The 11,911-nt window shown below is 63.2% G+C and carries 11 protein-coding genes and 1 pseudogene; 7 read left to right on the top strand and 5 right to left on the bottom strand.

Annotation, left to right across the window (positions count from 1 at the left end):
• On the bottom strand, positions 1-1,611 hold the full coding sequence (locus tag QDT69_RS03370) for an ABC transporter substrate-binding protein (RefSeq protein WP_279705239.1): 1,611 nt from the start codon (positions 1,609-1,611) through the stop codon (positions 1-3).
• 289 nt (positions 1,612-1,900) lie between these two features.
• Between QDT69_RS03370 and QDT69_RS03375 the strand changes: the two genes are divergently transcribed.
• Together QDT69_RS03375 and QDT69_RS03380 are read left to right on the top strand one after the other, a co-directional pair.
• Entirely contained in the window at positions 1,901-2,662 is a 762-nt protein-coding gene (locus QDT69_RS03375; RefSeq protein WP_050422298.1) for a proteasome-type protease, read from the top strand.
• A gap of 14 nt (positions 2,663-2,676) precedes the next feature.
• A complete protein-coding gene (locus tag QDT69_RS03380; protein WP_279705241.1) occupies positions 2,677-3,438 on the top strand; it encodes an SDR family NAD(P)-dependent oxidoreductase in 762 nt (253 codons plus the stop codon).
• A 147-nt stretch (positions 3,439-3,585) separates the two neighbouring features.
• Here the strand turns inward: QDT69_RS03380 and QDT69_RS03385 are convergent, their stop codons facing one another.
• Positions 3,586-4,809 (bottom strand): MFS transporter, encoded by a 1,224-nt coding sequence (locus QDT69_RS03385; RefSeq protein ID WP_279705242.1) that lies wholly within the window; start codon positions 4,807-4,809, stop codon positions 3,586-3,588.
• A 116-nt stretch (positions 4,810-4,925) separates the two neighbouring features.
• On the opposite strand from QDT69_RS03385, the gene QDT69_RS03390 reads away from it, so the two are divergent.
• The 3 genes and pseudogenes from QDT69_RS03390 to QDT69_RS03400 all read left to right on the top strand — a co-directional run.
• Positions 4,926-6,176, top strand: coding sequence for a nucleoside transporter C-terminal domain-containing protein (locus tag QDT69_RS03390; protein ID WP_279705243.1), 1,251 nt, complete (start codon positions 4,926-4,928; stop codon positions 6,174-6,176).
• 492 nt (positions 6,177-6,668) lie between these two features.
• Positions 6,669-7,508 (top strand): hypothetical protein, encoded by an 840-nt coding sequence (locus QDT69_RS03395; protein ID WP_279705244.1) that lies wholly within the window; start codon positions 6,669-6,671, stop codon positions 7,506-7,508.
• Between the two features lie 274 nt (positions 7,509-7,782).
• Positions 7,783-7,942 (top strand): annotated as a pseudogene (locus QDT69_RS03400) (nucleoside transporter C-terminal domain-containing protein); the annotation flags it as partial.
• A gap of 159 nt (positions 7,943-8,101) precedes the next feature.
• Here the strand turns inward: QDT69_RS03400 and QDT69_RS03405 are convergent.
• Positions 8,102-9,286 carry an alpha/beta hydrolase gene (locus tag QDT69_RS03405; protein ID WP_279705245.1) on the bottom strand — a complete coding sequence of 395 codons (1,185 nt, stop codon included), beginning with the start codon at positions 9,284-9,286 and terminating at the stop codon, positions 8,102-8,104.
• A gap of 207 nt (positions 9,287-9,493) precedes the next feature.
• Between QDT69_RS03405 and QDT69_RS03410 the strand changes: the two genes are divergently transcribed.
• The gene (locus QDT69_RS03410; protein ID WP_279705685.1) at positions 9,494-10,075 is read left to right on the top strand and encodes a TetR/AcrR family transcriptional regulator; all 582 of its coding nucleotides are present in this window, start codon (positions 9,494-9,496) and stop codon (positions 10,073-10,075) included.
• 134 nt (positions 10,076-10,209) lie between these two features.
• Here QDT69_RS03410 and QDT69_RS03415 read toward each other — a convergent pair whose 3' ends face one another.
• Both QDT69_RS03415 and QDT69_RS03420 read right to left on the bottom strand, forming a co-directional pair.
• Complete coding sequence (locus QDT69_RS03415; RefSeq protein ID WP_279705246.1) at positions 10,210-10,776, bottom strand: cupin domain-containing protein; 567 nt, start codon at positions 10,774-10,776, stop codon at positions 10,210-10,212.
• A gap of 111 nt (positions 10,777-10,887) precedes the next feature.
• Entirely contained in the window at positions 10,888-11,178 is a 291-nt protein-coding gene (locus tag QDT69_RS03420; RefSeq protein WP_279705247.1) for an usg protein, read from the bottom strand.
• Between the two features lie 384 nt (positions 11,179-11,562).
• Here QDT69_RS03420 and groES point away from each other — a divergent pair, with 384 nt between their 5' ends.
• Entirely contained in the window at positions 11,563-11,877 is a 315-nt protein-coding gene (groES, locus tag QDT69_RS03425) for a co-chaperone GroES (protein WP_050422292.1), read from the top strand.
• Positions 11,878-11,911: the final 34 nt, after the last annotated feature.

Here is an 11,911-nt window from a genome sequence, read left to right on the forward strand (position 1 = left end):
TTACTTATCCAGCCACACATCCTCGAAACGCAGATTGTTGTACTGGCTGTTGTCGTGCGGCTGAAAATTCTTCACGTAAGGCTGCCAGCAATTGCCGGCCGATGAGTGCAGGATGACCGGCCGCGCGGCATCGTCGACCAGCAGATGCTCGATGTCGAACACGATCTTGCGGCGCTTGTCCTTGTCGACCTCGCGCGACTGCGCCGCGAGCAGCCTGTCGACCTCGGCATTGCAATACTGGGTGTAGTTGCGCTCCGAGTTGCAGGAATAGTTCTCGACCAGATTGCCGTCGGGATCGTCGACGCTGACGCCGGTGACATTGAGGCCGATCGTGTAGTCCTTGCGCTGCAGCCGCGAGTACCAGCGCGGCGTGTCCAGGATATCGAGCTCGGCGACGATGTAGATCTTCTTGAGCTGGTCGGCGAGGATCACGGCCGGGTCGCGATAGGTCGGCAGATTGCGGGTCTGGATCTTGATCGACAGCGGCTTGGCATCGCTGTAGCCGAGCTTCTGCATGATCGCCTGCGCATCCGCGAGGTTCTTCTCGGCGTCGGGACCGTATCCCATCAGCGTCGAGAGGATCTCCGGCGGCATACCCCACTCGCCTTCCGGCTTGGCCTGCATCGCGCCGCCGAGCCGCCCGGTGCCCTCGAACAGGATGCTGTTGAAGGCCTTGCGATCCAGCGCCAGCGACATCGCCTTGCGGATCTCCGGATTGTCGAACGGCGGATTGACGCGGTTGACCAGAAGATTGATCTGCAGATTGGTCGACGTCATCTCGCAGATCGCGTTCGGCGCCCGCGCCTTGACGTCCTTCATCAGGGGAATGCTGACGTCGGACGGAAAGGTGATGTCATAGTCGCCGGTTGCGAACGCCAGCATGCGGGTGGCACGGCTGTCGATCGAGCGCACCGTGATCTCGTCGAGATACGGCCGGTCCTTCTTGAAGTAATCCGGGTTGCGAACCAGACGAATGGAATCGCCGCGCCGGAATTCGACGAATTTGAACGGCCCGGTGCCGATTGGCTTGGTGCGCATCACCTGCTGCGGCACGTGGCAGGGATAGACCACCGAGAAGGCGCTGGCGAGCAGCGCCAAGAGACCAGGCTGCGGCTCGGTCAGCTCGAAGGTTGCCTCATCGTCGCCATTGACGCTGACGTCCCTGAGCTTGGAGTACCACACCTTGCGCGGATTGCGCTTGAAGTCCTGTGTTTTGGAGTCCTGCGTCTCGCTCTTGCCGATCAGCATCCGCCAGGTGCATTGCACGTCCTTGGCGGTGAACGGCTGGCCGTCATGCCATTTTACGCCGTGATGCAGCCTGAAAGTGAGTTTCGTGTTGGTCGGGTCCAACGACCAGCTCTCTGCGAGATCAGGGATCACGGTATCGATGCTTTCGTGCGTCTTGGCCGGATCGAACACCACGAGGTTGTTGAAGACCGCCGCGAACGGCATCACCGAGGCGATGGTGGATTCCTCGAGCAGCGAGGTCGAGGGCGGATTGTCGTTGTGATAGAGCCGCAGCGTGCCGCCCCTTTTCTGCGCCGCCGCCGGGCTCGCCGCCATCGCCGCGACACCCAAAGCCGTGATGCATGCGGCCAGTTTCAACGACATTCTCGCCTCCCGGAATTCTTGTTGTTGTCGGTTGCGGCCAGTCGACCACAAGGCCAGGTGCCTCGCAATGACAGGGCGCGCGGATCATTGCCGGATGCGTGCAACGCAGAGCGGGACCGGAGCCCGCAAGTCCGGACAGCCGATGGCTGGAACAGAGGCGATCTCCGCGATCGGGCTCCCCCTTTTGACCGGCCGCCGCATGTCCCGTCACGGGGAATTAGGGTTGGATGCGACCTCGAAATTGGCTACACGTTTGGCGCCGAGAAACTCGGACCGTTGGGGACTGGAAATGACCTATTGCTGCGGAATTCTGGTGCGCGACGGCCTCGTCATGATCGCCGATACCCGCACCAATGCCGGCCTCGACAATGTCTCGACCTTCCGCAAGCTGCACATCTTCGAAAAGCCCGGCGAGCGCATCATGGCGATCGCCAGCGCCGGGAATCTGGCGATCAGCCAGTCGGTGCTGTCGACCCTGACCGAAGGCATGGAAGATCCGCACACCGGCGAGCTCGAGACGCTGATGAACGCGCCGACCATGTTCCAGGCGGCGCAGCGGATCGGCCGCGCCATCCGCTCGGTGCACGCTACCGAGGGCGAGGCGCTGCGTTCGGAGGATATCTCCTTCGACGTGTCGTTCCTGTTCGGCGGCCAGATCAAGGGCTCGCGGATGCGCCTGTTCATGGTCTACACCGCCGGCAACTTCATCGAGTGCACCACCGACACGCCCTATCTGCAGATCGGCGAGCACAAATACGGCAAGCCGGTGCTCGACCGCGCCATGCACTACGATGTCGAGCTCTATGAGGCGCTCAAGACCGGCCTGATCTCGATGGATTCGACGATGCGCTCCAATCTCGGCGTCGGCCTGCCGATCGACGTCCTGGTGGTGCGCGCCGACGTCTGCGAGGCAGACCTCAATCATCGCATCGAGGCCGGCGAGCCCTATTTCCACGATTTGCGCTCGCGCTGGTCGGCGGCGCTGCGCGCGGCGCACCAGAACATTCCACGCCCACCCTACAAGAACGAAACCGAAGCAAAAACCAAGTAAGAGGAAACTCGGAGATGACCGAAGCAACCCGCAAGATCGCCCTCGTAACCGGCGCCGGCACCGGCGTTGGACGCGCCGCGTCGCTCGCTTTGATGGACAAGGGCTACACCGTGGTGCTCGTCGGGCGCCGCCTGGAGATGCTGGAAGAGACCGCCAAGTTCGGTCCCGCCGGCAAGAGCCTGTGCATCACCGCCGACATGGCCAATCCGGCTGCAATCGCCGCGCTGTTCGACAAGGTGAAGGCGACCTATGGCCGGCTCGACGTGCTGTTCAACAATGCCGGCATGGGCGCGCCGCCGGTGCATTTCGAGGACCTGCCGCTCGAGCAATGGCAGGCCGTCGTCAACACCAACCTCACCGCGCCGTTCCTGTGCACCCAGCACGCCTTCCGCATCATGAAGGACCAGACACCGCGCGGCGGCCGCATCATCAACAACGGCTCGATCTCGGCGCATGCACCGCGGCCGTTCTCGGCCGCCTATACCTCGACCAAGCACGCCATCACCGGCCTCACCAAGGCCTCCAACCTCGATGGCCGCATGTATGACATCGCGGTTGGCCAGGTCGATATCGGCAACGCCGCAACCCCGATGACCGACCGCATGGTCAACGGTCCCGGCGTGCTGCAGCCGGACGGCACCACCAAGCACGAGCCACGCATGGATGCGAAGGCGGTCGGCGATGCCGTCGCCTACATGGCCGGCCTGCCGCTCGATGCCAACGTGCTGTTCATGACGGTCATGGCGACCAAGATGCCGTTCGTGGGGCGGGGCTGATCTTCCCCTTCTCCCCGCGTGCGGGGAGAAGGTCGGGATGAGGGGGAGTCTCCGCGAGGACGGTGAGAGACGAACTCGCGGTGAGTCCCCCTCACCCGCCGCTTCGCGTCGACCTCTCCCCGCAAGCGGGGCGAGGTAAAGGAACCCCTACTCCAGCTTCTCCACGTCCCGCAGCGTCGGGAACAGCTTCATCCAGAGCAATGCGACGGCAACCGTCGCAACGCCGCCGAGCACCGCTGACGGCACGGTGCCGAGCAGCGCCGCGGTGACGCCGCTCTCGAACTGGCCGAGCTGGTTCGAGGCGTTGATGAACAGGAAATTCACCGCACCGACGCGGCCGCGCATTTCGTCGGGGGTGGCGAGCTGCACCAGCGAGAAGCGGATCACGACACTGATCGTATCAGCTGCGCCGAGCACCGCGAGCGCCAGCGCCGACAGCCACATCCAGTGCGACAGCGCGAACACCACCGTCGCGACGCCGAACACGATCACCGCCTGGAACATGCGCATGCCGACGCGGCGGTTGATGGTGTGCCGCGCCAGCACCATCGTCATCAGCAGCGCGCCGACCGCGGGCGCGGCGCGCAGGATGCCGAGGCCGAGCGGGCCGGTCTGCAGGATGTCGCGCGCATAGATGGGCAGCAACGCCGTGACGCCGCCGAACAGCACCGCGAACAGATCTAGCGAGATGGTGCCGAGGATCGCCGGATTGCTGCGCACGAAAGTGACGCCGGCAAACAAATCATCCGACACCTCGCCATTCGTCGCCGCCGCCTGCTGCAGCCGGCCGATGCCGCCGGTCAGCAGCGCGCCAAGCAGCCAGAACACCATCATGATGCCGTAGGGCGCGCTCGGCATCAGCGCATAGGCGAAGCCGCCGAGCGCGGGCCCGGTGATGGTCGCGACCTGCGCCGCGCCGCTCGAGATTGCGGTTGCCCGCTGCAGCGAGCCCTGCGGGGCGATCAGCGGCAGCAGCGCGGCGGTCGCCGGGCTCTCGAACGCGCCGGCGATGCCGAGCACGAAGGTCGCGACGAAGATCTGGATCTCGGAAATGGTGCCGGCAAAAGTGCTTCCGGCGAGAAACAATGCGGTCAACGCTTCCGCGACCTGGCAGGCCTGCACCACGCGCTTGCGCTCGAAGCGGTCGGCGGCGTGACCGGCGACGAACACCAATAGCGCCGTCGGCAGGAACTGGACCAGTCCGACCATGCCGAGGTCGAACGCGCTGCCGGTCAGATCGTAGATCTGCCAGCCGATCGCCACCGCGCCGATCTGGCTGGAGAAGCGCGACAGGCTGCGCGACGACAGAAAGAACAGGAAAGGTCTGTGGCCGAGCAGATCGCGGGCGCCGGCCGGCGTGGCAGAGGACATGGATGATTGCGTGACCGAGCGCCTGCAACTTGTCAATGGATTCGAGATGAACGCGCAACAGCATTGCGCTGCGCGAGCCCCCCACCCATAATCACGCGAGGGTTCTTGGGGGCGTGATGCTGCAGTTGCAATCGGCGTTCGGCGTGGTGGCGTTGCTCGTGATCGCCTGGGTGTTGAGCGAGAATCACCGAAAAGTGTCGCTGTGGCAGGCGGCGATCGGGCTCGCGGTCACCGTCGTCACCGCGCTGGTGCTGATCAAGGTGCCGCTGGTGACGCAGGCCTTCGGCGCGATCAACGATGCCGTCGGCACCATCGCGGCGGCGACGCGCGCGGGCACCGCCTTCGTGTTCGGCTATGTCGGCGGCGGCCCGGCGCCGTTCGATCCCAAGGCGCCCGGCTCGGATTTCATCCTCGCCTTCCAGGCGCTGCCGATCGTGCTGGTCATGAGCGTGCTGACGACGCTGCTGTTCTATTGGCGCGTGCTGCCGCCTGTGGTGCGCGGCATGGCCTGGCTGCTGGAGCGCACGCTCGGCGTCGGCGGCGCGGTCGGGCTCTCGACCGCCGCCAATATCTTCCTCGGCATGGTCGAGGCCCCGTTGTTCATCCGCCCCTATCTGGCGCAGCTCAGCCGCAGTGAATTGTTTCTGGTGATGACCGGCGGCATGGCCGGGATCGCCGGCACCGTGCTGGTGCTCTATGCCACGCTGCTCGCACCGCTGATCCCGGATGCGCCCGCGCATTTCGTCATCGCCTCGGTGCTCGGCGCGCCGGCGGCAATCCTGGTCAGCCTGATCATGATCCCGGAGACAACAGACAAACGCACCGGCGGGTCGCTCGACGATCCCGATATCCAGGTGTCGTCGACGATGGACGCCATTGTGAAGGGCACCGCCGCGGGGCTCGAGCTCTTGATGAACATCATCGCGATGCTGCTGGTGCTGGTCGCGCTGGTCTATCTCGCGAACGCGATCATCGGCCTGCTGCCGGAGGTCGGCGGCGCGAAGATCTCGCTGCAACGGCTGCTCGGCTACGTGATGGCTCCGGTGTGCTGGCTGATGGGCCTGCCATGGCCGCAGGCGATCACGGCGGGAAGCCTGATGGGCACCAAGACCGTGCTGAACGAGCTGATCGCCTATGTCGATCTGTCGAAGCTCGGCCCCGACGCGCTCGATCCCCGCTCGCGGCTGATCATGCTCTACGCGATGTGCGGCTTTGCCAACTTCGCGAGCCTCGGCATCATGATCGGCGGCCTCGGCATCATGGCGCCCACCCGACGCGACGAGATCAACGCGCTCGGGCTGAAGTCGGTCGTCTCAGGCACGCTGACGACGTGCCTGATGGGCGCGATCGTGGGGGCGATGACGTGATCGTAGCCCGGATGGAGCGCACTACCAGATCGTCATGCCCAGGCAAGATTTCCTTGCACTTCGCCGTGCCGTCGCGAGAGATTTCCAAGTTGCCGGCCAACCCTGGAGAGGGTATGGGCCGGCCGGCGCGCAGGCCCTCTGTGTCCGGTGCAGCTTGCGACGTCAGAAAACGAAATGCCTGTGCAGCCGCTGGGGGAAACGGATGGCACAAGAATAAGCGGAAAGGAGCCGCTCTTGGGGACAAACCGAATTGATAGCGATCAGTTGTCGAGAGTCATCGATCGATTTGGGGAAGCTGCGGTAGATCCTGCCGCTTGGCCCGCCATCATGGACGACATCTGCAGGGCGGTAGGGGCATCAGCAGCCATGCTTCTCCAGAGCGACGTTCGAACGCCAGACGTCCCGCGAACGCAATCGATCGATGAGGCCCTTCAGCTGTACTTCAAGCAAGATTGGCACATACGGGATCCGCGAGCCGCTGGATTTCCGCGCATGATGTCCGGCGAGATCGTCACCGACCACGATATCCTGACGCCGGAGCAGATCCGCTCCGATCCCATGTACAATGAGGTCCTGTATCCGTTCGGGTTTCGATGGTTCGCGGGTATCGGCTTTTGGGCCGAGTCGGCCGCCTGGGCGCTAACCCTCCAACGAACGGGTCGCGAGGGTCAGTTCGAGGCGCGCGACAAACGCTTGCTTGCACAGCTTGCGCCGCGATTGACGGAGACGGCCACCCTTGCGACCGCAGTAGGCCGGATCGCCCTCACCTCCATGACCGACGTGCTGAGCAGGGTCCGCCAGCCTGCACTTGTTATCGACCGGCGGGGCATGGTGCTGAGCACGAACGCTGCGGCCGATGCCGGATTTGACGAGGAAATCCGGATTAGAAATCGACAACTGGTCGTACGTGACAGGAACGCTGCAACCGAACTTGATCAACTTATCGACATGGTCCGATCGACGCCTGATACCGCCGCACTGCCTGCCGCGCCGGTAGTGGTCCGCCGCACGGCGAAGCCGCCGGTCGTCATCCGCGTGTTGCCTGTCGATGGTGCGGCCCGCAGCGTCTTTCTCGGAGCGCGGGTGATGCTTGTCTTGTCCAACTTGACGCCGCGCACGCCCGAGCCCGCGTTGATTTCGCGGGCGTTCGATCTCACCCCGGCTGAAGCCCGGCTGGTATCGCTGTTGGCGAGCGGCAGATCTCTGGAGCAAGCGGCACAACAGCTACGGATTGTGCGAGAGACAGCACGTAATCAACTGAAATCAGCATTCTCCAAGACGGGTACGCACCGCCAGGCAGAATTGGTCAGCCTAGTATCGCAGTTGGCATGACCAAAGCGGATCGCATAAGCATGCGTGCCAATCTCAGTACCTGGCACGAACTGCAGGGGATTCGAAGGCAACGTTCACACCGATCTGTCCGCCGTAGGTGGTGACGTTACCCTGCCCGACTTGCGAATTGAATGCCGCGTATGCGATCGCATTGGGCGCAAATTTGAAGCGCGTACCAGCGGTCACTGTCCCCCAGTCCTTTCCGAGCAATACGGCGGGCAGCGAATAGCTGGGCGCAGTGATGCTCAGAAGCGAAGCCGTGACAAGCCTGTTGATGTGCGGCTTTGCCAACTTTGCGAGCCTCGGCATCATGATCGGCGGCCTCGGCATCCATGGCGCCCACCCGGCGCGACGAGATCAACGCGCTCGGGCTGAAGTCGATCGTCTCGGGCACGCTGACGACGTGCCTGTGGGGGCGATCGTGGGGGCGATGATGTGACGCCGGGCAGTATTTTCAAGAGCGACGACAGGCATGCCCCGACCCAGAGTCTGATGAGATTAGGTTGAGCTGGAACGGCGTCGAAACTTCACCTCTCCCGGGGAGAGGTGAACCAAGACCGCGCCAAGCCGATTCAACCCAAACTCATCCCGTCTTAGCGGCTGGTGTGATCCGCCCCGCCCGCCTCCTTGATGAAGGCGAGCAGCAGCGTGCCGAGCCGATCCGGCTGCTCCTGTTGGATCCAGTGACCCGCACCGTCGATCAGCTCGACGCCACGCATCCTCGTCGCCGCCTTCGTCCTCATCAGATCGAGCGCGCCCGGCGCCGCGTAGGTGCCCCAATCGCTTGTCCCGCCGATGAAGAGCGACGGGACATCGATCGTCTTGCCTGAAAACAGCCGCAACTCAGCGTTCAGGCCAGGATCGGAAAAGACGCGATAAGCCATGAGGGCGCCTTGAAAACCGGTGCGGCCATACTCCTCCGTGTACACGCCAAGCTCCGGCTCGGTGAGCCATTTGCAGGCCGAGACCTCGGCGGCGGAAGGTTGGAATGGAGCGACGGTCTCGGACATCGTCTTGCCGAGATCCATGACGTAATAGGTCGGCATTTGTGCAAGCTCTATTGCGGTTGGCGCCTTCAACGGATGCGGCTTGTTTCCCGGCCAGTCCGCGCTCTTGACGTGGAAGAATGCGCGAAGAAACGCGTGGAGACCTTGAGGGGGGTGCCACAGGTCATCGTTCGCCTGCCGTGTGCTCAGGTATTGTTGATAATGCTGCCTCGGCGGATCGAGCGCCGCCAGCGCGGCCGCTAAACCTTGATTTCCAGTGTTCGGTTGAACCGACGATGGCGCGCTTTCCGCAATGTTGAACGGAAACGCCGGCGGACCGGGGAACGGTGCGCTCATCAACACCACCGAGGGAAACACGTCAGGTCGGGCGAGCGCACAATAGGCCGCCACGGGCGAGCCGAAGTCGTGCCCGACGAGCATTGCCGTGCGCCGATAGCCCAGCGCCGAAACCAATCCGAGGGCGTCGCGCGTCATATTCAAAAGGCTGAAGGACTCGAGCGGGGCGTCATAGCCGTTCACCCAACCGGTGGTGCGGCCAAAACCCCGCTGGTCGGGCGCCACGACATGGTACCCGGCGTCAGCCAGAATTGGGATCAGGTGTCGCCAGCCGTAAGCCAAATCCGGGAAGCCGTGCAGCAGCAGTGCAAGCGGCCGGCCGGGGCTTTCGTAGCCGGCCTCGAGAATATGGACATCGAGGCCGTTGACCCCATGGATCATGCGCGAGCGGACCCCGTTGGGAAGCGCGCCCGCGCCATACGTCGATGTGGTCATATCGGCTCCTCCTGAGGGGTTTGCGTGGGCCGGTCGAAGTGAAGCCGCAACCAGGCTGGCCGCCCCCATCGCCAGGACGGCTCGTCGGGACGCTGCTTGGCGCAGGATTTGGCAGAGGGGCATCGATCGCCGCACCCTTTCTATGGTGATCGCCATAGTATGGCGATCACCATAGCGGCGTCAAGCGAAACGGATTATGTTGAGGGCATGCCACGTAAGACTGACGCCCGCGCTCGCGCGATTGCCACGGCCGAACGACTGTTTCGCATCCAGGGCTACACTGCGACTGGATTGACCCAGATCATCGAAGAAAGCGGCGCGCCGAAAGGATCGTTCTACTTTCACTTTCCACGCGGCAAGGCACAGCTCGCAGAAGAAGCAATCGATCAATACGTCGCGGCTAGAATTGCTGTTTTACGGAATATCTCGGCGGGTACGGCGGGTGACGCGCTGAATTTTGTTCAGCAGATTTTCCGCACATTCGCCGCCGAAATGGTCGCCTCTGATTTCCAGTATGGATGTCTGATGCAAAATCTGGCGAATGAGCTGCCCGCGCTCGACGCCGAGCTGACCAAACGGGTGGCGCGCGGATTTGTCGACTCGACCGAAATTGTCGCGGAGCATTTTCGGGGATGCGGTTTCACTCCCGCGCGCGCATCCTCTACCGCAGCCGCATTGGTCGCCGCGCTCGAAGGCGCGCGAACGATCGCCCGCCTGGAACGCACGCCGGCGATATTCGAGGCGCTGGCGGAAGTCGGTGTCCAGAGGTGGGCTGCCGCAGAGCGGTGATCGAGGTCCCGACGTGTATGTACCCGCGTCATTCCGGGGCGTCCGAAGGACGAGCCCGGAATCCATCAGGCCGCAGCCTCAGTGGAGAAATGGATTCCGGGCTCGCGCTGCGCGCGCCCCGGAATGACAGGAATCTACGCCTTCAACTCCACCGTCTTGAACTCGGCCGGCAGGATTACTTCGAGTAGCTCGACGTCGTCGGAGTAGTCCAGGATCATGTGCCGGATGCGCGGCGGCTGGGTCCAGGCGCTGCCTTCCTGCATCAGCGTCTCGCCCTCGCCTTCCATGTAGGTCTTCACCCAGCCCTTGAGCACATAGACCATCTGGAAATCGACGTCGTGGAAGTGCAGCTTCGACACTTCATCAGGATCGCACGGTCCCTGCAGTCGGATCACGTGCGCCTGGGCGAGACCATGCGAGGCGGCTGCGATGCCGAGGTCGCGATACTTGGCGTAGGCGCGCAACCCATCGGCCTTGAAGTCCTCTTCGCGGTGATGGCTGATGGCGACGCGCTGCTTCGGCCGTGCCTTGGTCGCTGCCTTAGTTGCTGTTTTGGGCGCGCTCTTCTTCGCCGCCGAGACGCGGCCCTTGGACTTGATGGTCTTGCGCGCAGAGGATTTCTTGGCACCGGCGCCGAGCCCGGTCCATTTCTTCTTCACCGCGGTCTTGGCTGCGGATCTTGATGCCGTCTTCTTGGCCATTGTTCGCCTCCCGTCTTTTTCTGGCGGGCGGAGGCTAACACAAGTCGCGTCGCGCGAGGTGGGCAAAGGCGCATCGCCTCGCCTTGCCCCTTGCCCTGCGCCCTCAGCGGTTCAATTCAGCCGGAATACGCCGTCGACAGCGCGCAGCTCGGCCGGCTTGACCAGCTTGGAATGCGCCACCGTCACCGAGAACAGCGGGCCCTCGAGCTTCCGCTGCCAGAAAGAGAGGAAATCCTGCAGCGCCGGAAATTTCGGAAACAGGTCGTAGTTCTGCCAGACATAGGTCTGAAGCAACGAGGGATGATCCGGCATCCGATAAAGGATTTGCGCCGTCGTCAGCCCATACCCCAACAACTGCTTCCGGAAATCGTCGGAAACAACCCCACCAACTCGCGAGACCATGCCAACCTCCTGTGACGGAGCGCATTCACATGGTGGCCGACCTTCCCCGCCGGACCACCGGCAATGGATGCGCTCACATGAGAGAAATGTGACGCACGCGACTAACTCATCTCAAGCCCAAATGTTTAATAGGTTGTTGAAATTTCTTGCGTTGGCAGCAACTTACCGCAACTGCTAATAGCCCCCCCCCCCCCTTCGGGCCGGCATTAAGGATGCCGAAATGATCCTGGCAGCGACCGTCTGCGAGTGCCAATTTTTCTGCTAGAGGCTCTTGCCCGCCGCGAAGGCTTGGCCTATCTCCTGCGCAGCCAGTCTGGCACTCGCTGGGCTGGACTGCTAACACTCCAAAAATCTACAGCATCCGCAAATATTTAGGAGGACTGCATGAAATTCCGTCCGCTTCACGACCGCGTCGTGGTCAAGCGCATCGACGCCGAAGAGAAGACCGCTGGCGGCATCATCATTCCGGACAGTGCCAAGGAAAAGCCCTCCCAGGGCGAAGTCGTCGCCGTCGGCCCCGGTGGCCGCGACGAAACCGGCAAGCTGACCCCCATCGACGTCAAGGTCGGCGACCGCGTCCTGTTCGGCAAGTGGTCGGGCACCGAGGTCAAGATCGACGGCGAAGACCTGCTGATCATGAAGGAAAGCGACATCATGGGCGTGCTCGACGTCCCCGCTTCCAAGAAGAAGGCGGCCTAAGCGCCTCCCTCCCTCCCAGATCAAATCTCGCAAG

Source organism: Bradyrhizobium sp. CER78 (assembly GCF_029846235.1).
Lineage (GTDB): Bacteria > Pseudomonadota > Alphaproteobacteria > Rhizobiales > Xanthobacteraceae > Bradyrhizobium.